General features: G+C 54.6%; 22 protein-coding genes, 1 tRNA gene and 1 other annotated feature. Of the genes, 12 read left to right on the forward strand and 11 right to left on the reverse strand.

What is annotated here, in order from left to right:
- Nucleotides 1-32: 32 nt before the first annotated feature.
- Nucleotides 33-108, forward strand: a tRNA-Asn gene (locus ACMGGH_RS20265).
- Between the two features lie 164 nt (nt 109-272).
- Here ACMGGH_RS20265 and ACMGGH_RS20270 read toward each other — a convergent pair.
- The 4 genes from ACMGGH_RS20270 to dacD all read right to left on the reverse strand — a co-directional run bounded on the left by ACMGGH_RS20270 (nt 273) and on the right by dacD (nt 3,678).
- Nucleotides 273-608 carry a DUF496 family protein gene (locus tag ACMGGH_RS20270; RefSeq protein WP_028013754.1) on the reverse strand — a complete coding sequence of 112 codons (336 nt, stop codon included), beginning with the start codon at nt 606-608 and terminating at the stop codon, nt 273-275.
- Nucleotides 609-767: 159 nt separating this feature from the next.
- Nucleotides 768-1,826, reverse strand: a complete 1,059-nt coding sequence (locus ACMGGH_RS20275; protein WP_194385649.1) for an FUSC family protein — start codon at nt 1,824-1,826, stop codon at nt 768-770.
- Between the two features lie 92 nt (nt 1,827-1,918).
- The gene (sbmC, locus tag ACMGGH_RS20280) at nt 1,919-2,392 is read right to left on the reverse strand and encodes a DNA gyrase inhibitor SbmC (protein WP_232948464.1); all 474 of its coding nucleotides are present in this window, start codon (nt 2,390-2,392) and stop codon (nt 1,919-1,921) included.
- 119 nt (nt 2,393-2,511) lie between these two features.
- The gene (gene dacD, locus ACMGGH_RS20285; RefSeq protein WP_232948463.1) at nt 2,512-3,678 is read right to left on the reverse strand and encodes a serine-type D-Ala-D-Ala carboxypeptidase DacD; all 1,167 of its coding nucleotides are present in this window, start codon (nt 3,676-3,678) and stop codon (nt 2,512-2,514) included.
- Between the two features lie 198 nt (nt 3,679-3,876).
- On the opposite strand from dacD, the gene sbcB reads away from it, so the two are divergent.
- The gene (gene sbcB / locus ACMGGH_RS20290; RefSeq protein ID WP_153656654.1) at nt 3,877-5,313 is read left to right on the forward strand and encodes an exodeoxyribonuclease I; all 1,437 of its coding nucleotides are present in this window, start codon (nt 3,877-3,879) and stop codon (nt 5,311-5,313) included.
- Nucleotides 5,314-5,369: 56 nt separating this feature from the next.
- Here the strand turns inward: sbcB and plaP are convergent, their stop codons facing one another.
- The 4 genes from plaP to ACMGGH_RS20310 all read right to left on the reverse strand — a co-directional run bounded on the left by plaP (nt 5,370) and on the right by ACMGGH_RS20310 (nt 8,795).
- Nucleotides 5,370-6,728, reverse strand: coding sequence for a putrescine/proton symporter PlaP (plaP, locus tag ACMGGH_RS20295; protein WP_028013759.1), 1,359 nt, complete (start codon nt 6,726-6,728; stop codon nt 5,370-5,372).
- Nucleotides 6,718-6,780, reverse strand: a complete 63-nt coding sequence (yoeI, locus tag ACMGGH_RS20300) for a membrane protein YoeI (RefSeq protein ID WP_099458931.1) — start codon at nt 6,778-6,780, stop codon at nt 6,718-6,720. Before yoeI ends, plaP begins: the two co-directional genes overlap by 11 nt.
- A 219-nt stretch (nt 6,781-6,999) precedes the next feature.
- On the reverse strand, nt 7,000-7,929 hold the full coding sequence (locus ACMGGH_RS20305; RefSeq protein WP_041909174.1) for a LysR substrate-binding domain-containing protein: 930 nt from the start codon (nt 7,927-7,929) through the stop codon (nt 7,000-7,002).
- Nucleotides 7,930-7,970: 41 nt separating this feature from the next.
- Nucleotides 7,971-8,795: an SDR family oxidoreductase gene (locus ACMGGH_RS20310; RefSeq protein WP_028013761.1), complete on the reverse strand. Its 825-nt coding sequence runs from the start codon at nt 8,793-8,795 to the stop codon at nt 7,971-7,973.
- A 175-nt stretch (nt 8,796-8,970) separates the two neighbouring features.
- Between ACMGGH_RS20310 and hisL the strand changes: the two genes are divergently transcribed.
- From hisL to hisIE, 9 genes are all read left to right on the forward strand, one after another.
- Entirely contained in the window at nt 8,971-9,021 is a 51-nt protein-coding gene (gene hisL, locus ACMGGH_RS20315; protein WP_001364200.1) for a his operon leader peptide, read from the forward strand.
- Nucleotides 8,997-9,120: a sequence feature (His leader region), on the forward strand. Its footprint overlaps the gene before it by 25 nt.
- A gap of 45 nt (nt 9,121-9,165) precedes the next feature.
- Nucleotides 9,166-10,065, forward strand: a complete 900-nt coding sequence (hisG, locus tag ACMGGH_RS20320; RefSeq protein WP_000886595.1) for an ATP phosphoribosyltransferase — start codon at nt 9,166-9,168, stop codon at nt 10,063-10,065.
- A gap of 5 nt (nt 10,066-10,070) precedes the next feature.
- Nucleotides 10,071-11,375 carry a histidinol dehydrogenase gene (gene hisD / locus ACMGGH_RS20325; RefSeq protein WP_069733105.1) on the forward strand — a complete coding sequence of 435 codons (1,305 nt, stop codon included), beginning with the start codon at nt 10,071-10,073 and terminating at the stop codon, nt 11,373-11,375.
- Nucleotides 11,372-12,433: a histidinol-phosphate transaminase gene (gene hisC, locus ACMGGH_RS20330; RefSeq protein WP_049137392.1), complete on the forward strand. Its 1,062-nt coding sequence runs from the start codon at nt 11,372-11,374 to the stop codon at nt 12,431-12,433. Before hisD ends, hisC begins: the two co-directional genes overlap by 4 nt.
- On the forward strand, nt 12,430-13,497 hold the full coding sequence (gene hisB, locus ACMGGH_RS20335) for a bifunctional histidinol-phosphatase/imidazoleglycerol-phosphate dehydratase HisB (RefSeq protein WP_028013764.1): 1,068 nt from the start codon (nt 12,430-12,432) through the stop codon (nt 13,495-13,497). Before hisC ends, hisB begins: the two co-directional genes overlap by 4 nt.
- Entirely contained in the window at nt 13,497-14,087 is a 591-nt protein-coding gene (gene hisH, locus ACMGGH_RS20340; RefSeq protein ID WP_047367912.1) for an imidazole glycerol phosphate synthase subunit HisH, read from the forward strand. Before hisB ends, hisH begins: the two co-directional genes overlap by 1 nt.
- Nucleotides 14,087-14,824, forward strand: a complete 738-nt coding sequence (gene hisA, locus ACMGGH_RS20345; RefSeq protein WP_041909171.1) for a 1-(5-phosphoribosyl)-5-[(5-phosphoribosylamino)methylideneamino]imidazole-4-carboxamide isomerase — start codon at nt 14,087-14,089, stop codon at nt 14,822-14,824. Before hisH ends, hisA begins: the two co-directional genes overlap by 1 nt.
- Nucleotides 14,806-15,582, forward strand: coding sequence for an imidazole glycerol phosphate synthase subunit HisF (gene hisF, locus ACMGGH_RS20350; protein WP_045260395.1), 777 nt, complete (start codon nt 14,806-14,808; stop codon nt 15,580-15,582). Before hisA ends, hisF begins: the two co-directional genes overlap by 19 nt.
- On the forward strand, nt 15,576-16,187 hold the full coding sequence (hisIE, locus tag ACMGGH_RS20355) for a bifunctional phosphoribosyl-AMP cyclohydrolase/phosphoribosyl-ATP diphosphatase HisIE (RefSeq protein ID WP_100169994.1): 612 nt from the start codon (nt 15,576-15,578) through the stop codon (nt 16,185-16,187). Before hisF ends, hisIE begins: the two co-directional genes overlap by 7 nt.
- 41 nt (nt 16,188-16,228) lie before the next feature.
- On the opposite strand, the gene wzzB is transcribed toward hisIE, so the two are convergent.
- Entirely contained in the window at nt 16,229-17,209 is a 981-nt protein-coding gene (gene wzzB / locus ACMGGH_RS20360; protein WP_232948461.1) for an LPS O-antigen chain length determinant protein WzzB, read from the reverse strand.
- A 191-nt stretch (nt 17,210-17,400) separates the two neighbouring features.
- On the opposite strand from wzzB, the gene ACMGGH_RS20365 reads away from it, so the two are divergent.
- The gene (locus ACMGGH_RS20365; protein WP_047367916.1) at nt 17,401-18,405 is read left to right on the forward strand and encodes an NAD-dependent epimerase; all 1,005 of its coding nucleotides are present in this window, start codon (nt 17,401-17,403) and stop codon (nt 18,403-18,405) included.
- A 51-nt stretch (nt 18,406-18,456) separates the two neighbouring features.
- Here the strand turns inward: ACMGGH_RS20365 and ugd are convergent, their stop codons facing one another.
- Nucleotides 18,457-19,623 carry a UDP-glucose 6-dehydrogenase gene (gene ugd, locus ACMGGH_RS20370; protein WP_048961289.1) on the reverse strand — a complete coding sequence of 389 codons (1,167 nt, stop codon included), beginning with the start codon at nt 19,621-19,623 and terminating at the stop codon, nt 18,457-18,459.
- Nucleotides 19,624-19,848: 225 nt separating this feature from the next.
- Entirely contained in the window at nt 19,849-21,255 is a 1,407-nt protein-coding gene (gene gndA, locus ACMGGH_RS20375; RefSeq protein WP_150144361.1) for an NADP-dependent phosphogluconate dehydrogenase, read from the reverse strand.
- Between the last annotated feature and the right edge of the window lie 66 nt (nt 21,256-21,321).

The raw sequence follows: 21,321 nt of genomic DNA on the forward strand, positions 1-21,321 counted from the left end.
TTTTCGCCGCTAAGATAAGCCTCCACAACGATTCCTCTGTAGTTCAGTCGGTAGAACGGCGGACTGTTAATCCGTATGTCACTGGTTCGAGTCCAGTCAGAGGAGCCAAATTTGAAAAGCCTGCTTTTGAAGCAGGCTTTTTGCTTTTCTGCGTCGGGTAGAATTGTCAGCTGGCGGCCGCGCCTGACCCGACCTACAAATCAGCGGACCGTTGATCGTCAAATAAAAAAGGCTCCCTGTCACCAGAGAGCCTTTTTCACAATTCGCTGCGATTATTCGCTTTTAGCTTCGGCGTTTTTGATTTCGCCCATCACTTTCAGCTTTTTGGAGATGTCGCGACGCTCTTTGGACAGCTCGGCATTTTTGATGATGTAATCATCAACGCGGTCTTCATAGTCGCTCTTCATGCTGGCGATGATGCCCTGAATAGCTTCAACGCTCATGCCCGGCTTGATGTAGTCGCTCAGGTTGTCGAGCAGCAGAACACGTTTCTGGTTGTCACGGATCTTCTTCTCAACGTCCTGGATTTCACGCTGCAGTTTGTTTTTGCGGCGGAACAGGCGGACGAATTCCAGAACATCCTGGAACGAAGGCTTGATAGTTTCCATTTTTTACACCCCTGATAATGCGAGATTCGGATTCGTTAAAGCAACCGCTGTAACAATAACCTTACTGACAGCGGCTGCGAATGACAATGGCTATATCGTTTAAAGCTATCATAACCCCAATTGCTGCTGAATCGAAGCAGCAGGCGTCACATCCGCGTTTTATTTGCGCAGCGCCCGACAAATCAGGTGCGATAGCAGCTCAAGCTGTCGCGCCAGCTCCAGGCTCAGCCATACATAGCCGTGAATGGGCGTTTCCGCCACGTTATCGCCCTGCCGCTCGTTGATTAACTGCTTCAGTTCCGCCGCGATTTCATTGAGACGCTCGCTGTTCGCCAGCACGGGCTGCGGGTTGCCTTCATAGAGCGCATGGGCGATGGTCAGCAGGGTCTGCTGCGTCATCATCTGCGTCTCTTTGAGGGTCTGGGCATTAAGCATCAACAGATGGCTGGGACGCGTGGCCCAGTGCGCGTTGATTTGCAGTTCAAGCATGCACACCAGATTGCGGCTGACCGTCTGGATAGCTTCGAAAATCGCTTTCTGAATATGGGTCTCTTTACTGGCTGGTACTATCAGGCCGCGCATTTTGACCACGTCGTTGAGGATGGTTTGCAGATGCTTTTCCAGCCGGGGACGCTCAACCAGATTCGGTGAAAACCCCGCCTGGTAAACGCGGTTAAACGCCGTGACGTAGTTAGCCATCTGGATACGCCAGTGCAGAAAAGCCCGCTGCGGCCAGATGCCGGTAAACAGCATGGCGAGCAGCGAGCCCAGAATAACATCCCCGCTTCGCCACATCGCCGTGGTCATATCCCCTGCTGGCGCGCCGACCACGACCGCGAGAGTGATACCAATCAGCAGCGCCTGATAAGGCCGTTTACCCAGCGCCAGCCAGCCGCACAGGAACATGGCGGCACCGCACCATGCCAGCATCACTGGAAATGAGATGAGCTCAAGCTTCAGGGCAATCAGCCCCAGGGCAGAGCCAAGCACGGTACCACCTATCCGCTCGAAGGCGCGCGGGACAACGTTTCCCCAAAATGAGATTGGCCCCATCACCACCACCAACGTGATCAGCGGCCACGTTCCTTCCGGTATATCCAGCAACCTGACCAGTACAAAGGTCAACACGAACGCCAGCGCGATGCGACACCCGTGCACCACGCGGTAATGTTTATATAAGCGAATTTCAAAAGGGGTTAATGATTTGTCGGGACGCACACCCGCTCTCCAGCAACACGGCAAATCACAATTGTACTGTGTTTTCAGCCGGGCGGATCGCTCCCGGCTGAAAAACCCTTCATTGAGCAGGCTTAAACCGTTTTGTGCTCAACCGCGATAAACATTTCAATATCCCAGTAGCCGTCCGCGTTGCCATCATTGAGATAGCGCTCAAAGCAGGGCTTAAGCGCCATCTGGTATTTATTATCCTGCCGCAGGGAATTAAAGAACTGATACCACGGGGTTGCAAAGTCGTAGTTTTCCACGCGCGCCGTCGCCACGGCATAATCACCGGCCGCGATTTCGGTCATCATCACCCCTTCGCTGTTTTCCGGGATGACGAAATCATCCGGTACGGTAATGGCCGTATCGCAGCGCAGTTTTTCTGCCGGAACCTCATCGGGGTTATCGTAATAGACCGCCACCCACTCCAGCGGCTCAATGTGACGCCCGTCTACCCACATGACCAGCTGTTCAAAGCCCTGCTTGACCGTTTTTTCCCACGGCCCAACAAGATGAAAACCCGCAATCTTACGTTTCTGTTGCTGCTTGATGCTGTAGTCCATGCTGCCTCCGATTAGCACTGTATATTTATACACTATAAAGCAGGATTTCTATTATCGGCAAACGAGGAGTGTTTATTATGTGAGCAGACTCGCAACCCTGCCAGTCTGCCCATCAGCGGTTAAAGCGTGTGGTGAAGATAATCGCTCAGGCGTGAGAATACGCCTCCCTTATCAACGGCTTCCAGAGTGACCAGAGGCCAGTGCGCCACGACTTTGTCGCGGTCATAGAGCTGGATCTCCCCGACCCGCTGATGCGCGGCAATCGGTGCTTCCAGCTCTTTTTTATCCAGCACGTATTTGGCTTTGATGTTCGGTACTTCCGCTTTCGGCAGGGCCAGCCAGAAGTCCTGGTCGGTGCCCAGTTTCACCTGTTCTTTATCGCCGTACCAGATACGCTCTGTTCCGACTTTTTTACCGTTATGCAGGATCTGCACCGTATCGAAATTCTGCTGCCCCCAGTGCAGCAGTTTGCGGGCCTGGTCCTCGCGCCCTTTCGGGCTGTCCGCGCCCATCACCACCGCAATCAAACGACGCTGACCGTCCACCGCGGAGGCAATAAGGTTAAAGCCTGCTCCTGAGGTATGCCCCGTTTTCAGGCCGTCCACGTTCATGGTTTTATCCCACAGCAGGCCGTTACGGTTTTGCTGGGTGATGCCGTTCCAGGTGAGACTCTTTTCGCTGTACATATGATAAAACTCTGGCTCACCGTGAATGATGGCCCGGGAGAGCACGGCCAGGTCATAGGCCGAGCTGTGCTGGCCCGGCGCGTCCAGACCGTGGACGGTTTCAAAGTGCGTATCACGCAGGTTCAGCTTCTGCACGTAGTCGTTCATCATCTTCACAAACTGCGACTGCCCGCCCGCCACGTGATCGGCCAGCGCCACGCAGGCATCGTTGCCGGAATCGACAATCAGACCGCGGCTTAAGTCACGCACGGTGACGCGATCGCCCTCTTTCAGAAACATCAGCGACGAACCGTCAAAAACCGGGTTGCCCTTTGCCCACGCGTCACGCCCTACGGTGACAATGTCATCCGGGGTAATGCGGTGGCTATCAATAGCCCGGTCGACCACATAGCCCGTCATCAGTTTGGTGAGGCTCGCCGGGTTACGTTGCTGATGTTCGTTGCCCGCCGTTAAAATTTGACCAGTCGTGTAATCCATCAGCACCCAGGAGCCAGCCTGAATGGCCGGAGGCTGCGGCGAAAAATCCAGTGGTTCGGCCGCAAAAGCAGATGAGACACTGGAAGCGAGTAAAGAAACAGCAATAAACAGACGGCGTTTCAACGGTATATCCTCAGGTCATTAAAAATCGATGACCTTTTTACGGGACTTCTGATGTCGTTACCTGGCTTAATTGCAAAAAAATGTGACAGAACGCAGGTTTTACGCGGAAGCGGTCTCGCAAATTTGCGACGCGGCGGCGCTTTTTATTCGGTCTGACCCGCACGATCGTTTACCATAGTGACGTCATTTTTTAACAGGATGGTATTACTGGTGTCTGACTCTGCCGCACGCCCGACTTTTTTATTCCACGACTACGAAACCTTTGGCACGCATCCGGCGCTGGACCGACCGGCGCAGTTTGCCGCCATCCGCACCGATGACGAATTCAACATCATTGGCGAGCCTGAGGTCTTTTACTGTAAACCGGCTGATGACTACCTGCCGCAGCCCGGCGCGGTAATGGTCACCGGGATCACGCCGCAGGAAGCACGGGAAAAAGGCGTTAACGAAGCAGAGTTCGCCCGCCGTATCCACGATCTGTTTACCGTGCCTAATACCTGCGTGGTCGGTTACAACAACATCCGCTTCGATGATGAAGTGACGCGCAATATCTTCTATCGCAACTTCTACGATCCGTACGCCTGGAGCTGGCAGAACCGCAATTCACGCTGGGATCTGCTCGACATCATGCGCGCCTGTTATGCCCTGCGCCCTGAAGGCATTAACTGGCCGGAAAATGAGGAAGGGCTAACCAGCTTCCGGCTGGAACACCTGACGCGCGCCAACGGCATCGAGCACAGCAATGCCCACGATGCGATGGCAGACGTTTATGCCACCATTGCCATGGCGAAGCTGGTGAAAACCGCACAGCCCCGGCTGTTTGAATATCTGCTGAGCCACCGAAGCAAGCAGAAGCTCATGACCCTTATCGACGTACCGCAGATGAAGCCCCTGGTGCATATCTCCGGCATGTTTGGCGCCTGGCGCGGCAATACCAGCTGGGTTGCGCCGCTGGCGTGGCACCCGGATAACCGTAATGCGGTTATCATGGTGGACCTGGCGGGCGATATTTCGCCGCTGCTGGAGCTTGACAGCGATACCCTGCGCGAACGGCTTTACACCCCGAAAAATGAACTCGGGGATCTGCCTGCGGTGCCGGTTAAGCTGGTGCACATCAATAAATGTCCGGTGCTGGCGCAGGCGAACACGCTGCGTCCGGAAGATGCCGACAGGCTGGGCATTAACCGTCAGCACTGCCTGGATAACCTGAAAGTGCTTCGCGATAACCCGCAGGTGCGCGAGAAAGTGGTCGCCATCTTCGCCGAGGCGGAGCCGTTCGTGCCGTCCGAAAACGTGGATGCCCAGCTCTACAACGGCTTCTTCAGTGATGCTGACCGCGCAGCCATGAATATTGTTCTGCAAACCGAGCCGCGTAACTTACCTGCGCTGGACATCACCTTCGCCGATAAGCGCATCGAAAAGCTGATGTTTAACTACCGGGCGCGCAATTATCCCGGCACGCTGGATGAAGCAGAACAGGCGCGATGGCTGCAGCACCGTCGAAACGTGTTTACGCCAGAGTATCTGCAGCATTACGCGCAGGAGCTTGAGTCGTTATACAACCAATATGAAGGCAACGCAGAAAAACAGATCCTGTTAAAAGCCCTGTTCCAGTACGCGCAAGAGATAGTCTGAAGTGAGATATAAAAAAACCGGAGACAAGGTCTCCGGTTTTTTTTAAATGTTAAGACTTAAGCAACGTCTTCGTACTGCGGAACCGGGTTACGGAAGCTCTTCGTAACGCAGGCCAGGTACACCAGACCGATACCTGCCCAAATCAGGCCAAGCACCATCGAGCTCTCTTCCAGGTTAACCCACAGCGCGCCCACGGTCAGGGCACCGCACATCGGCAGGAACAGATACTGGAAGTGATCTTTCAGCGTCTTGTTACGCTTTTCACGGATCCAGAACTGAGAGATAACCGACAGGTTAACAAAGGTGAACGCCACCAGCGCACCGAAGTTAATCAGCGCCGTTGCCATCACCAGGTCAAAGTTAATCGCCAGAAGCGCGATCGCACCGACCAGGATAATGTTCATCGCCGGGGTACGCCAGGTTGGATGCACGTAGCCGAAGAAGCTTTTCGGGAATACGCCATCACGACCCATTACGTACATCAGACGCGCAACGCCTGCATGCGCGGCCATACCGGACGCCAGTACGGTGATGGTGGAGAAGATCAGCGCGCCGACCTGGAACGCTTTACCCGCCACATAGAGCATGATTTCCGGCTGAGACGCATCCGGATCCTTGAAGCGCGAGATATCCGGGAAGTACAGCTGCAGGAAATAGGTCGAGAAAATAAAGATCAGACCGCCAATCAGCGCCGTCAGGAAGATGGCACGCGGGATCACGCGCTCTGCATCCTTCGTTTCCTCAGACAGGTTGCTAATCCCGTCGAAACCGGTAAAGGAGAAGCACAGAATCGTCGCCCCGGTAATCATCGGGATCACATGCGCATCACCAGACCAGAACGGTTTGCTGCTCGCCAGGGTGCCCGCGCCTTCGCCGTGGAATACGCCATAGATCACCATGCCAAGAATCACGGCAATCAGGACAACCTGAAGCACAACGATAACGGAGTTAAAGTTGGCAACGGACTTAATGCTGCGCAGGTTAAAGGCCGTCATAAAGGCTACCAGCGCCACGACGAAGATCCACGAGGGAATCGATGGCACCAGCGCTTCAAAATAGATTTTTGCCAGCAGAATGTTGATCATCGGCGCGAACAGGTAGTCGAGCAGCGAAGACCAGCCCACCATAAAGCCAACCGTCGGGCTGATGGATTTCTGGGCATAGGTGTAGGCGGAACCTGCAGACGGATAGCGACGCACCAGTTTACCGTAGCTCAGCGCGGTAAAGAGGATCGCAATCAGCGCAAAGCCGTAAGCCGTCGGCACATGACCGTCAGTGAGGCCCGATACGATACCGAATGTATCGAACAGCGTCATCGGTTGCATATAGGCAAGGCCCATCATAACAACCGGAATCAACGTAAGCGTTTTACGTAATTCCACGCGAGAGGTGTTTGGAGTTGCGTTATGCGACATAGTTATTCTCCTTTACGGTGATAACCGCCACGTAAGCGAAAAATTGCCCCATTTCTTTCTTCCTCAGCGACAACAACTGTCGGATTTTAGTAAATATCTATCCGGTACGAAGCCCGGCCTCTTGGTTTTTAGTTTCGTTTCGTACATGCAAAAAAAAATAACCGACGCCTTTTATATCGTCGATTATTCATTTGGTTGCAGCGGCGGCATTTTGCCCCACATCGGATACAAAAGGCAATACTTTGCAACGCACCGGGTCATTTTCTTTTTTCTAACTGGCTGATTTCTCGGCGCTCCCCTGAGAGTAAACTGCAGCGATAGCACTATTTGCTAAAATTTCGTCCCGCCACCAGGCGCTGGCCAGCCCGGCGGTTTGTTCATTCCAGCCGACCCACACCGATTCGTTACTGCTTTGCGCAAGCACCTGTTTTTCAACAAGCGCACCGCTATCAATAAAGCGCTGCGCCAGATAGCGCGGCAAATAGCCGCAGCCCAGGCCGCTAATTTGCAGCTCCAGCTTGGTTTTAAAGTCAAAAACGGTAATGGCCTCCTGCTCATCCAGCAGCTGCGAGGAAACCGCACATTCGGGGCGCGAGCTGTCCCCGACTACTATTGCGCGGTACCCCTTAATAACGCGACGGTTAAGAGGATCAGGCTCCTGAGCCAGCGGATGATGGGGCGCCACGGCAAATACCTGCTCCAGCACGCCCAGGCGGGCAAAACCAAAGTCACTCAACTGGGGAGGCTCGTGCAGGGCACCGACAAAGATGTCCGCCCTGCCCTGGGTTAAGGCATCCCAGGAGCCGCCCAGCACCCCATTGATGAAGATCAGCCGGGTGACGCTGTGATGCTGGTAAAACGCTTCAATGAGCGGCGTCAGTAGAGAAAACGGAAAGGTATCATCCACGCCAATCACCAGCTCATTCTCCCATCCCTGATGGAGCTTGACGGCCTGCTTTTCCAGCTCGCGAACGGTATGAAGAACGTCACGGCCTTTTTCCAGCAGCATCTGCCCGGTGCGGGTAAACCGCGCGCGGTGCCCGGAGCGATCGAGGATCTGAATATTGAGGTCGCTTTCCAGTTTTTGAACGGTATAGCTCAGGGCCGAAGGGGTTTTGTAGAGCTTTGCCGAGGCAGCCGCAAAGCTCCCCTCTTTTTCCAGTGCATCCAGAATAATAAGAACATCCAGCAGCGGTTTCATGCTCGCCCCCTTCTGGTGTGCGATTGTCTCCGCTGCGGGGCTTATTCCATGGGCATCACCAGCGGATCGGGATACTGATACTCAAACCCCAGCTCATGGCAAATGCGATTGCCATCAACAATTTTGCCTTTACTTTCGTTCTTTGCCTCACCAAAAACCGGCGGAGCCAACCCAAGCTGGCGTGCCATGAGCGGGTAAAACGTGCTGCGCGCCGGATGAGACGGTGCACATATATTATAGATGTGTCCGCCTTTTGGAGCCTGTAAGAGTAGCTCAATCGCGCCAATAACATCTTCAAGATGCACAAGATTCACGCCATGCTGACCGTCTGGTGCCGTCTTACCGGCAAAGAAGCGCCCCGGATGACGCCCCGGGCCAACCAGCCCCGCCAGACGAACGATATCGACCTGCGTTCCGGGAAGGTTATGCAGCCAGTCTTCCAGCTCTTTCAGGACCTGACCGCTCGCGGTTACGGGACGGCGCTCGGAACTCTCTTTCACCACGCCCTCAGCATCGCCATAAACCGACGTCGAGCTGGTAAAAATAATGCGCGGGACGTGATGCGCCAGCGCGCTGTCGACAATCTCCTGCATCGCCTGCAGGTAGAATGATTCGCCCGGGCCACTGCGCCGTGCGGGTAGCGTAATCACCAGCGCATCTACGTTCATCAGCGTGTCCAGATCATCCGCATCACACACCAGCTCCGGCTCCAGACGCAGTTCAACGCCATCAATTCCGCACATGCGTGCCGCTTCGACCCCATCCCGGGTGGTCTTGCTCCCGGTCACCTGCCAGCCTTTCGCGGCTAATGACATCGCCAGCGGCATTCCCAGCCATCCTAAACCGACAATCGCGACCTTTTTCATGCGAATTCTCCTGACTCTCACTCGTCTTTCATAAGGCTACGCCAGCCCGGCAGAACACACAATTCATAGCATCAATATGAAATGAATTAATGATCAAAAAAAGCCCTTGCAATATGTCGTACAACTGGTTTAGGTTAAAAGACATCAAATGAATAAGCATTCATCGAGAATTTATATGACACGCGTTCAATTTAAACACCACCATCATCACCATCATCCTGACTAGTCTTTCAGGCGATGTGTGCTGGAAGACGTTTGGATCTTCCAGTGGTGCATGAACGCATGAAAAAGCCCCCGGAAGATCTTCTTCCGGGGGCTTTTTTTTGGACCAAATTCAGACAGGTTAAAACAGGTTAACGAGGAATAAAGAATGTTAGATAACTCACGTTTACGCATAGCTATTCAAAAATCAGGCCGTTTGAGTGACGATTCACGCGAACTGCTGGCCCGCTGCGGGATCAAAATCAACCTGCACACCCAGCGCCTGATTGCTCTGGCTGAAAACATGCCGATCGACATTCTGCGCGTGCGTGATGACGATATTCCCGGCCTTGTGATGGACGGCGTCGTTGACCTCGGCATCATCGGTGAAAACGTGCTGGAAGAAGAGCTGCTGACCCGCCGCGCGCAGGGTGAAGACCCGCGTTACTTCACCCTGCGTCGTCTGGACTTCGGCGGCTGCCGCCTGTCGCTGGCAACGCCGGTTGATGAAGCGTGGGACGGCCCGGCCGCGCTGAACGGCAAACGTATCGCCACCTCTTACCCTCACCTGTTGAAGCGCTATCTCGACCAGAAAGGCGTGCAGTTTAAATCCTGCCTGCTGAACGGCTCCGTTGAAGTGGCACCGCGTGCGGGTCTGGCGGACGCCATCTGTGACCTCGTCTCGACCGGCGCGACGCTGGAAGCGAACGGTCTGCGCGAAGTGGAAGTCATCTACCGCTCTAAAGCGTGCCTGATTCAGCGCGACGGCGAGATGGCCGACGCCAAACAGCAGCTGATCGACAAACTGCTGACCCGTATTCAGGGCGTGATTCAGGCGCGTGAGTCCAAATACATCATGATGCATGCGCCAACCGAGCGTCTGGATGAAGTGATTGCCCTGCTGCCGGGCGCTGAGCGCCCAACCATCCTGCCGCTGGCGGGCGATCAGCAGCGCGTGGCGATGCACATGGTGAGCAGCGAAACCCTGTTCTGGGAAACCATGGAAAAACTGAAGGCGCTGGGCGCAAGCTCCATCCTGGTGCTGCCAATTGAGAAGATGATGGAGTAATGGCCATGAGCTTTAACACAATCATCGACTGGAATACCTGTAGCGACGCACAGCAGCGTGAGCTGCTGATGCGCCCGGCGATTTCCGCCTCTGAAAGCATCTCCCGCACCGTGGCGGAGATCCTGGATAACGTCAAAGCCCGTGGCGATGACGCCCTGCGTGAATACAGCGTGAAGTTTGATAAGACGGAAGTCGGCGCATTGCAGGTTACGGAGCAGGAAATCATTGATGCCAGTAATCGTCTGGGTGACGACATCAAGCAGGCGATGGCCGTCGCGGTGAAAAATATTGATACCTTCCACACCGCGCAGAAGCTGCAGACCGTGGATGTCGAAACCCTGCCCGGCGTGCGTTGCCAGCAGGTGACGCGCCCGGTTGCGTCAGTGGGACTTTATATCCCTGGTGGTTCAGCGCCGCTGTTTTCGACCGTATTAATGCTCGCCACGCCGGCGCGTATCGCCGGATGCCAGAAAGTAGTGCTGTGCTCTCCGCCACCGATCGCCGATGAGATCCTCTACGCGGCAAAACTCTGCGGCGTACAGGCGGTCTATAAAGTGGGCGGCGCGCAGGCGATTTCCGCCCTGGCGTTCGGGACGGAGTCCATTCCTAAAGTCGACAAAATCTTTGGCCCGGGCAATGCGTATGTGACCGAAGCCAAGCGTCAGGTCAGCCAGCGTCTCGACGGCGCTGCCATCGATATGCCTGCCGGTCCGTCTGAAGTGCTGGTCATTGCCGACAGCGGCGCAACGCCGGACTTCGTGGCCTCCGACCTGCTTTCACAGGCGGAACACGGCCCGGACTCGCAGGTCATCCTGCTGACGCCGGATGCCGATATGGCGAAACGCGTGGGCGAAGCCGTTGAACGCCAGCTTGCCGACCTGCCCCGCGCCGACACGGCACGTCAGGCGTTAGCGGCCAGCCGCCTGATTGTGGCGCGCGATCTCGAGCAGTGCATCGCCATCTCCAACCAGTACGGCCCGGAGCACCTGATTATTCAGACCCGCAACGCGCGCGATCTGGTCGACAGCATCACCAGCGCGGGCTCGGTGTTCCTCGGCGACTGGTCACCGGAGTCCGCGGGGGATTACGCCTCCGGCACCAACCACGTGCTGCCAACGTACGGCTACACCTCTACCTGTTCCAGCCTCGGCCTGGCGGATTTCCAGAAACGCATGACCGTGCAGGAGCTGTCCCGCGAGGGGTTTGCTTCACTGGCTTCTACTATTGAAACCCTGGCCGCCGCCGAGCGTCTGACCGCCCACAAAAACGCCGTGACGCTGCGCGTTGCCGCCCTGAAGGAGCAAGCATGAACATTGAAGAATTAGCCCGCGAAAATGTCCGCCGCCTGACGCCTTACCAGTCTGCGCGTCGTCTGGGTGGAAACGGGGACGTCTGGCTGAACGCCAACGAATTCCCGACTGCGGTGCAGTTTGAGCTGTCGCAGCAAACGCTGAACCGCTATCCGGAGTGTCAGCCAAAAGCGGTGATTGAAAACTACGCCCAGTACGCGGGTGTGAAGCCGGAGCAGGTACTGGTCAGCCGCGGCGCGGATGAGGGCATTGAGCTGCTGATCCGCGCGTTCTGCGAGCCGGGCAAAGACGCGGTGATGTACTGCCAGCCCACGTACGGAATGTACAGCGTCAGCGCCGAAACCTTCGGCGTGGCGTGCCGCAACGTCCAGGCGCTGGAGAACTGGCAGCTCGATTTACAGGGCATTGCCGACAATCTCGACGGCGTGAAGGTCGTCTTCGTCTGCAGCCCAAATAACCCAACCGGGCAGATTATTAACCCGCAGGATATCCGCACCCTGCTGGAGATGACCCGTGGTAAAGCGCTGGTGGTGGCCGACGAGGCCTACATCGAGTTCTGCCCGCAGGCGACGCTGGCGGGCTGGCTGGAAGAGTATCCGCATCTCGTTGTGCTGCGCACGTTGTCAAAAGCCTTCGCCCTCGCGGGCCTGCGCTGCGGGTTTACGCTGGCGAATAAAGAGGTTATCGACCTGCTGCTGAAAGTGATCGCCCCGTACCCGCTCTCAACGCCGGTTGCCGATATTGCGGCACAGGCGCTGACGCCTCAGGGTATCAACGCGATGCGCGAACGCGTGGCGCAGATCCTGGAGGAACGTCAGTACCTTGTCACCGCGCTGAAAGACATCCCTTGCGTCGAGCAGGTGTTCGACTCGGAAACCAACTACATCCTGGCGCGCTTCACCGCCTCCAGTGCCGTATTTAAATCTTTATGGGATCAGGGCATTATCTTACGAGACCAGAATAAACAACCTTCCCTGAGTGGCTGTTTACGTATCACCGTAGGCACCCGCGCAGAGAGCCAGCGCGTCATTGACGCCCTGAAAGCGGAGAAAGTATGACCCAGAAGATCCTTTTCATCGATCGTGACGGCACCCTTATTTCGGAGCCACCAGCCGATTTCCAGGTCGATCGTTTCGACAAGCTGGCTTTTGAACCGGACGTGATCCCGGTGCTGCTTAAGCTTCAGAAAGCGGGCTATAAGCTGGTAATGATCACCAACCAGGACGGTCTGGGTACGGACAGTTTCCCGCAGGCGGACTTTGACGGCCCGCATAACCTGATGATGCAGGTGCTAACCTCTCAGGGCGTGGTATTTGATGAAGTGCTGATTTGCCCGCACATGCCAGCCGACGAGTGCGACTGCCGTAAGCCAAAGGTGAAGCTGGTTGAGCGCTATCTGGCCGAAGATATGCTGGATAAAACCAACAGCTACGTCATCGGCGATCGCATCACCGATATTACGCTGGCGGAAAACATGGGCATCGCGGGGCTGCGCTACGATCGTAACGACCTTAACTGGGCAAAGATTGGCGAGCAACTGACAAAACGCGACCGCTATTCCCACGTTGAGCGTAACACCAAAGAGACGCAGATTGATGTAAAGGTATGGCTGGACCGTGAAGGCGGCAGCAAGATCCACACCGGCGTTGGTTTCTTTGACCACATGCTGGACCAGATTGCCACCCACGGTGGTTTCCGCATGGAGATCGCGGTAAAAGGCGACCTTTATATTGACGATCACCACACCGTGGAAGATACCGGCCTGGCGCTGGGTGAAGCCCTGAAGCTGGCGCTCGGCGACAAGCGCGGCATCAACCGTTTCGGCTTCGTCCTGCCGATGGACGAATGCCTGGCGCGCTGCGCCATGGACATCTCGGGTCGTCCGCACCTGGAATACAAAGCTGATTTCACCTACCAGCGCGTCGGCGATCTCAGCACCGAAATGGTGGAGCACTTCTTCCGTTCCCTGTCCTACACCATGGGACTGACGCTGCACCTGAAAACCAAAGGCAAAAACGATCACCACCGCGTGGAGAGCCTGTTTAAAGCCTTTGGCCGTACGCTTCGCCAGGCGATCCGCGTGGAAGGCGATGCCCTGCCCTCGTCGAAAGGAGTGCTGTAATGAACGTGGTGATTCTGGATACCGGATGCGCCAACCTCAACTCCGTCAAATCGGCCATCGCGCGCCACGGCTATGAGCCGGTGGTGAGCCGCGATCCGGACATTGTATTGCGCGCTGACAAGCTTTTCCTACCGGGCGTTGGCACCGCGCAGGCGGCGATGGATCAGATCCACGCCCGCGAGCTGGTCGATCTTATCAAGGCCTGTACCCAGCCGGTGCTGGGGATTTGCCTGGGCATGCAGCTTCTTGGCCGCCGCAGCGAAGAGAGCAACGGCGTTGACCTGCTGGGCATTATCGACGAAGACGTACCGAAAATGACCGACCACGGCCTGCCTCTGCCGCATATGGGCTGGAACCGCGTGTACGCCAAAGCGGGTGACCGGCTGTTTCGCGGCATCGAAGACGGCGCGTACTTTTACTTCGTGCACAGTTACGCCATGCCGGTGAACGTCAATACCATCGCCCAGTGCACTTACGGCGAGGCGTTTACCGCGGCGGTGCAGAAAGACAATTTCTTCGGCGTGCAGTTTCACCCGGAACGCTCTGGCGCCGCGGGCGCGCAGCTGCTGAAAAACTTCCTGGAGATGTGATGATTATTCCCGCTTTAGATTTAATCGACGGCACGGTTGTCCGTCTTCATCAGGGCGATTACGGTCAACAGCGCGACTACGGAAAGGACCCGCTACCGCGCCTGCAGGATTATGCCGCCCAGGGTGCACAGGTGCTGCATCTGGTGGATTTAACGGGCGCGAAAGATCCGGCGAAGCGCCAGATCCCGCTGCTGAAAAAACTGGTTGCTGGTGTTGACGTGCCCGTGCAGGTCGGCGGCGGCGTACGCACCGAGGACGACGTGGCGGCTCTTCTGGATGCAGGCGTGGCGCGCGTGGTAGTAGGTTCAACCGCCGTGAAAGAGCCTGAGACGGTGAAGGGCTGGTTCCGCCGCTTTGGCGCCGACGCCCTGGTACTGGCGCTGGACGTGCGCATTGACGAGCAGGGTAATAAGCAGGTGGCGGTCAGCGGCTGGCAGGAAAATTCCGGCGTAACGCTGGAAGCGCTGGTCGAGACGTATCTCCCTGTGGGCCTGAAGCACGTGCTGTGCACGGACATCTCGCGCGACGGCACGCTGGCGGGTTCCAACGTTTCTTTATATGAAGAAGTTTGCGCCCGTTATCCGCAGGTGGCATTCCAGTCATCTGGCGGCATCGGTGACTTAGCCGATATCGCCGCGCTGCGCGGAACGGGGGTACAGGGCGTGATTGTGGGCCGGGCCCTGCTGGAAGGTAAATTTACGGTGACGGAGGCGATTCAATGCTGGCAAAACGGATAATTCCTTGTCTTGACGTGCGCGATGGTCAGGTTGTGAAAGGCGTGCAGTTCCGCAACCACGAGATCATTGGCGATATCGTCCCGCTGGCAAAACGCTATGCTGATGAAGGCGCTGACGAACTGGTCTTCTATGATATCACCGCCTCCAGCGATGGCCGCGTGGTCGATAAAAGCTGGGTCGCGCGCGTGGCGGAAGTGATTGATATTCCGTTCTGCGTGGCGGGCGGGATTAAGTCTGCTGATGACGCCGCCAAAATTCTCTCTTTTGGCGCCGACAAGATTTCCATCAACTCCCCTGCTCTGGCCGAGCCGGAACTGATTACCCGCCTGGCCGATCGCTTTGGCGTGCAGTGCATAGTGGTAGGGATTGATACCTGGTTCGACGCCGCGACCGGCAAATATCACGTTAACCAATATACCGGCGATGAAAGCCGGACGCGCGTGACGCAGTGGGAAACGCTCGACTGGGTGCAGGAAGTGCAGAAGCGCGGCGCAGGTGAGATTGTGCTGAACATGATGAACCAGGACGGCGTGCGTAACGGTTACGATCTCGAGCAGCTGAAGAAAGTTCGCGCGGTGTGCCACGTTCCGCTGATTGCCTCCGGCGGCGCGGGCACCATGGAACACTTCCTGGAAGCCTTCCGCGATGCGAACGTCGACGGCGCGCTGGCCGCGTCCGTGTTCCACAAACAGATTATCAATATTGGCGAGTTAAAAACGTACCTGGCCGACCAGGGCGTGGAGATCAGGGTATGTTAACAGAGCAACAACAGGCGCAGCTGGACTGGGAAAAAACTGACGGATTATTGCCGGTGGTTGTACAGCATGCCGTCTCAGGCGAAGTTCTGATGCTGGGGTATATGAACCAGGACGCGCTGACAAAAACGATCGACAGCGGCAAAGTGACGTTTTTCTCGCGCACGAAGCAGCGCCTGTGGACCAAAGGGGAAACCTCGGGGCACTTCCTGAACGTGGTCAGCATGACGCCAGACTGCGATAACGATACCCTGCTGGTGCTGGTGAACCCAATCGGCCCAACCTGCCATAAAGGCACCAGCAGCTGCTTCGGCGAGGCGAGTCACCAGTGGCTGTTCCTGTATCAGCTTGAGCAACTCCTGGCGGAGCGTAAATCCGCGGATCCTGAGAGCTCCTATACCGCGAAGCTGTATGCCAGCGGGACTAAGCGTATTGCGCAGAAGGTGGGTGAAGAAGGCGTTGAGACGGCGCTGGCCGCGACCGTACACGACCGGGAAGAGTTGACGAATGAAGCGTCGGATTTGATGTATCACCTGCTGGTGCTGCTGCAGGATCAGGAACTGGATTTGACGGCGGTGATTGAGAATCTTCGAAAGCGTCATAAATAAAAAAACCGGGGAATTTCCCCGGTTTTTTTTTAATCTGCAAATCAAGCTTTTGGCTTATAGTTGCGTAATGCGTTACGCGCCAGTACCACTACAGAACCCATCATCAAGCCCAGCAGCACGGCAAGAGTCAGAATGATTGGTTTTTTGGGGCTGTCACGATGTACAGGCAGATTTGGTTTCATAACGTAACGGTAGACGTGGATAGTATCCGGGTTTACGTTCAGATTTTGAATATCCAGCAAGTTTTGTCTGGTCTGATAGTAAGCAGCAGAAAAGACCAGCGGGCGTGACGCTTCATTGTCAATCATCGATTTCAGACCGTCGCTTCCCAGCAGAAACATCGTTTCCTGAGTCACATCCTGGGTTTGCTGAATGCGCGGCGAGGTAATTTTCGCCGCCTCAGCATTTTTCAGCGCCTCAGCAATCTGTTTGATTCGCAGCTCTTTCTGCTCTTGAGCGACCTTTTCCTGGCTTACCAGAGAATCGTTCAGGGATTTAATCTGTTCCTTGATATTGTCCTTGAGGTCAAGGGCAAGTTCTTTTGCCGTCTGTTCATCTACTTGCTGAATGTACTGCGCTAACTGCTTTTGAGCCTCTTCAGCAGAAGTGCTGATATAGGAGACGGTTAATGGCAACGTTTCCCCTTTAACAGCAGGCTCAATGGTCAGTTTTTCTGGCACGTCCTGATTGTCCAGCGCCTGCGATAACGCTGAGAAAGAAGAGTTAAAACGTCCAATAGCGCGCGTTTGAATGTCCAGCATCGAAGGGGCAGCGCTGCCGTAGAGGATGTTCAATGCATTTGAATAAGTCGCTATCTGGGCCGCATCTGGTTGTGCAATAATCGCCCGTGAGGTCCACTTTTCCTTTGCGACTGATAGATATCCTATCGCCATGGCAATAAAAACAAAAACAAAAATTGCTATCGTCCACTTCCCACGCCACAGCTGTAGCATTAATGCAAGTAAATCAATGTGCTCAGGGTCATTGCTTCGGCTGACCGGACTATTGTTGTTTTGCGTCATACAATCCCTAACAGATAAAAAGGGGGAAAATTATTATGTTTGCATAGTGTATATATTGCTGAGGATTTTTCTATAAGAATCCGATGAGTTATATCGGAAAGATGCGTTATGTAACTCGCCCCCTTCGCGCTATCATAGTCACTATGTGATGCGTTATCGCATCTGTAAGCGTTAGGTATTTGAGGAAAGATATGAAATTTCTGGTAACGGGTGCAGCGGGTTTTATCGGTTCGAATGTCAGCAAACGCCTCATTGAGGGCGGTCATGAGGTTGTCGGTATTGATAACCTGAACGACTATTACGATGTTAATTTAAAGCTGGCACGTCTGGAACGGCTACAATCTGAGCGATTCACCTTCCACAAGATGGAATTAGCTGACCGGGAAGGTATGGCTGCGCTTTTCGCTGACGAGAAGTTCGATCGCGTTATTCACCTGGCCGCACAGGCAGGCGTACGCTACTCCCTGGAAAACCCGCATGCGTACGCCGATGCCAACCTTATTGGCCACCTCAACGTGCTGGAAGGCTGCCGCCATAACCACGTTCAGCATTTGCTGTATGCCTCATCCAGCTCCGTATATGGCCTCAACCGTAAGATGCCCTTCTCCACTGCCGATTCCGTAGATCACCCGGTTTCACTCTATGCCGCGACCAAAAAAGCCAATGAGCTGATGTCGCACACCTATTCGCATCTCTACAACCTGCCGACCACCGGATTGCGCTTCTTTACCGTATACGGTCCGTGGGGACGCCCGGACATGGCGCTGTTTAAGTTTACTAAGGCGATGATTGAAGGCAAAAGCATCGATGTCTATAACTACGGCAAGATGAAGCGCGATTTCACCTACATCGATGATATCGCTGAAGCAATTATCCGCCTGCAGGATGTTATTCCCCATCCTGACGCAAACTGGACCGTCGAGACTGGCTCACCGGCAACCAGTTCAGCACCTTACCGCGTTTACAACATCGGTAACAGTTCGCCGGTAGAACTGATGGACTACATCACCGCGCTGGAAGAGGCGCTGGGTAAGAAAGCCGAGAAAAATATGTTGCCACTCCAGCCGGGCGACGTCCTGGAAACCAGCGCCGACACGAAAGCGCTCTATGACGTGATCGGTTTCAAACCGCAAACCTCGGTTAAAGACGGCGTGAAGAACTTCGTTGACTGGTACCGCGAGTTTTACAAGGTCTGAAAATAAAAAACCCGGCAAATCAGCCGGGTTTTTTATTTTAACGTAAGAGAATTAGTCGCTACCGAACAGATCGCGGGTATAGACTTTGTCAGCGACGTCAGCCAGCTCTTCGGCCATACGGTTCGAGATGATGACATCCGCTTCTTTCTTAAAAGCATCCAGATCGCGGATCACGCGGGAATTGAAGAACTGATCTTCCTGCATGGCCGGTTCATAAATAATAACCTCAACGCCTTTCGCCTTGATGCGCTTCATGATCCCCTGAATGGAAGAGGCGCGGAAGTTATCGGAACCGCTCTTCATGATCAGACGATACACGCCGACCACTTTCGGCTGGCGCGCAAGAATAGAATCGGAGATGAAATCTTTACGCGTACGGTTAGCGTCAACAATCGCCGATATCAGGTTATTCGGCACAGCCTGGTAGTTTGCCAGCAGCTGTTTGGTATCTTTTGGCAGGCAATAGCCACCGTAGCCAAATGACGGGTTGTTATAGTGGTTGCCAATACGCGGGTCGAGGCAAACCCCTTCAATAATCTGGCGGGTGTTCAGCCCTAGACTTTCTGCGTAGCTGTCGAGCTCATTGAAGTACGCGACTCGCATTGCCAGATAGGTGTTTGCGAAAAGCTTAATCGCCTCCGCTTCGGTGGAGTCCGTAAACAGCACCGGAATATCTTTCTTCACTGCGCCTTCCTGAAGCAGCGCAGCGAAACGTTCAGCGCGATCAGAGCGTTCGCCAATAACGATACGGGAAGGATGCAGGTTATCATAAAGCGCTCTCCCCTCACGCAGGAACTCAGGCGAGAAGAAAATATTATCGATACCAAACTTTTCTTTGATGGATTTGGTAAAGCCGACAGGAATGGTTGATTTAATAACCATCACCGCATCAGGATTGACCGCAATAACATCTTTGATAACCGCTTCTACGGTTGAGGTGTTGAAGTAATTGGTTTTTGGATCGTAGTCAGTAGGCGTCGCAATGATGACGTAATCCGCATCGCGGTATGCATCTTCTTTATCTGTCGTGGCGCGGAAATTCAGCGGTTTGTTGCTGAGATAGTCCTGGATTTCTTTGTCGACAATCGGCGATTTCTTCTGATTGAGCATATCCACTTTGGCCTGCACGATATCCAGCGCAACCACTTCATGGTTCTGAGCAATCAGAATGCCGTTAGAAAGACCGACATACCCTGTTCCGGAAATTGTTATTTTCATTCGCTAATGACTTCTTTTAGTTAACTGTATTGATGGCCGGCAGACCATCGCGATAAACATAACTGTTGGGCTTTGTACCTCCTGGCAAACAGCACTGTCAAGGCAAACCAGGAGTAATCACAACGAGGGGGATGAGATTCAGACTACTTCGAATAATGCGCGGCATTTTTTGCATAAAAAAACCCGGAGACAGGCTCCGGGTTTGATGAAAGCGAGTAAATTAACTTATTCCATCCATTCGGTGTGGAACACGCCTTCTTTATCCGTGCGCTTGTAAGTATGCGCGCCGAAATAGTCACGCTGTGCCTGAATCAGGTTGGCAGGCAGAACGGCAGCGCGGTAGCTATCGTAATACGCCACCGCAGCGGAGAAGGTTGGAACCGGGATACCGTTCTGTACAGCGTAGGCAACCACGTCACGCAGCGCCTGCTGGTACTCGTCTGCAACCTTCTTAAAGTACGGTGCCAGCAGAAGGTTAGCGATACCTGCGTTTTCAGCATAGGCATCGGTGATTTTCTGCAGGAACTGCGCACGAATGATGCAACCCGCGCGGAAGATCTTCGCGATCTCGCCGTAGTTCAGGTCCCAGTTATTCTCGTCAGACGCCGCACGCAGCTGTGAGAAGCCCTGCGCGTAGGAGACGATTTTACCCAGGTACAGGGCGCGACGAACTTTCTCGACGAACTCAGCTTTGTCACCGGCTGGTTTAGCCTGTGGGCCTGACAGCACTTTAGAAGCCGCAACGCGCTGCTCTTTCAGAGAAGAGATATAACGCGCAAAGACGGATTCGGTGATCAGAGACAGCGGCTCGCCCAGATCCAGAGAGCTCTGGCTGGTCCATTTACCGGTACCTTTGTTCGCTGCTTCATCCAGAATCACATCAACCAGGTATTTACCTTCTTCATCTTTCTTCGTGAAGATATCTTTGGTGATGTCGATCAGGTAGCTGTTCAGCTCGCCTTTGTTCCACTCGGTAAAGGTTTCAGCCAGCTCTTCATTAGAGAGATTCAGGCCGCCTTTCAGCAGGGAGTATGCTTCTGCGATCAGCTGCATATCGCCGTATTCGATGCCGTTGTGCACCATTTTTACATAGTGACCCGCACCGTCCGGACCGATATAAGTCACACACGGCTCGCCATCTTCCGCAACAGCAGCGATTTTAGTCAGAATAGGCGCAACCAGTTCGTACGCTTCTTTCTGGCCACCAGGCATGATAGATGGGCCTTTCAGCGCGCCCTCTTCACCACCGGAAACACCGGTACCGATGAAGTTGAAGCCTTCAGCGGACAATTCACGGTTACGACGAATGGTGTCCTGGAAGAAGGTGTTACCGCCATCAATGATGATGTCGCCTTTTTCGAGGTAAGGCTTCAGGGAGTCGATAGCTGCATCGGTACCTGCGCCCGCTTTCACCATTAGCAGGATTCGACGAGGCGTTTCCAGAGACTCAACGAACTCTTTCACCGTATAGAAAGGAACCAGCTTCTTGCCTGGGTTCTCGGCAATCACTTCTTCAGTCTTATCACGGGAGCGGTTGAAAACGGAGACGGTATAACCACGGCTTTCGATGTTGAGCGCCAGGTTGCGCCCCATCACTGCCATACCGACAACGCCGATCTGTTGCTTGGACATTACATACTCCTGTCAGGTGTGGTCCCACCAGGTACTTCCCGGTGGATATATTATCGAATAATCTTA

Source organism: Enterobacter sp. BNK-16, from assembly GCF_048684955.1.
Classification (GTDB): Bacteria; Pseudomonadota; Gammaproteobacteria; order Enterobacterales; family Enterobacteriaceae; genus Enterobacter; species Enterobacter bugandensis.

What these genes read in the sequence shown, in the direction of transcription:
- ACMGGH_RS20270 (WP_028013754.1), bottom strand. Translation starts at nt 608, where the DNA reads ATGGAAACTATCAAGCCTTCGTTCCAGGATGTTCTGGAATTCGTCCGC.
- sbmC (WP_232948464.1), bottom strand. Translation starts at nt 2,392, where the DNA reads ATGGACTACAGCATCAAGCAGCAACAGAAACGTAAGATTGCGGGTTTT.
- sbcB (WP_153656654.1), top strand. Translation starts at nt 3,877, where the DNA reads ATGGTATTACTGGTGTCTGACTCTGCCGCACGCCCGACTTTTTTATTC.
- plaP (WP_028013759.1), bottom strand. Translation starts at nt 6,728, where the DNA reads ATGTCGCATAACGCAACTCCAAACACCTCTCGCGTGGAATTACGTAAA.
- ACMGGH_RS20305 (WP_041909174.1), bottom strand. Translation starts at nt 7,929, where the DNA reads ATGAAACCGCTGCTGGATGTTCTTATTATTCTGGATGCACTGGAAAAA.
- ACMGGH_RS20310 (WP_028013761.1), bottom strand. Translation starts at nt 8,795, where the DNA reads ATGAAAAAGGTCGCGATTGTCGGTTTAGGATGGCTGGGAATGCCGCTG.
- hisG (WP_000886595.1), top strand. Translation starts at nt 9,166, where the DNA reads ATGTTAGATAACTCACGTTTACGCATAGCTATTCAAAAATCAGGCCGT.
- hisD (WP_069733105.1), top strand. Translation starts at nt 10,071, where the DNA reads ATGAGCTTTAACACAATCATCGACTGGAATACCTGTAGCGACGCACAG.
- hisC (WP_049137392.1), top strand. Translation starts at nt 11,372, where the DNA reads ATGAACATTGAAGAATTAGCCCGCGAAAATGTCCGCCGCCTGACGCCT.
- hisB (WP_028013764.1), top strand. Translation starts at nt 12,430, where the DNA reads ATGACCCAGAAGATCCTTTTCATCGATCGTGACGGCACCCTTATTTCG.
- hisH (WP_047367912.1), top strand. Translation starts at nt 13,497, where the DNA reads ATGAACGTGGTGATTCTGGATACCGGATGCGCCAACCTCAACTCCGTC.
- hisA (WP_041909171.1), top strand. Translation starts at nt 14,087, where the DNA reads ATGATTATTCCCGCTTTAGATTTAATCGACGGCACGGTTGTCCGTCTT.
- hisF (WP_045260395.1), top strand. Translation starts at nt 14,806, where the DNA reads ATGCTGGCAAAACGGATAATTCCTTGTCTTGACGTGCGCGATGGTCAG.
- hisIE (WP_100169994.1), top strand. Translation starts at nt 15,576, where the DNA reads ATGTTAACAGAGCAACAACAGGCGCAGCTGGACTGGGAAAAAACTGAC.
- wzzB (WP_232948461.1), bottom strand. Translation starts at nt 17,209, where the DNA reads ATGACGCAAAACAACAATAGTCCGGTCAGCCGAAGCAATGACCCTGAG.
- ACMGGH_RS20365 (WP_047367916.1), top strand. Translation starts at nt 17,401, where the DNA reads ATGAAATTTCTGGTAACGGGTGCAGCGGGTTTTATCGGTTCGAATGTC.
- ugd (WP_048961289.1), bottom strand. Translation starts at nt 19,623, where the DNA reads ATGAAAATAACAATTTCCGGAACAGGGTATGTCGGTCTTTCTAACGGC.
- gndA (WP_150144361.1), bottom strand. Translation starts at nt 21,255, where the DNA reads ATGTCCAAGCAACAGATCGGCGTTGTCGGTATGGCAGTGATGGGGCGC.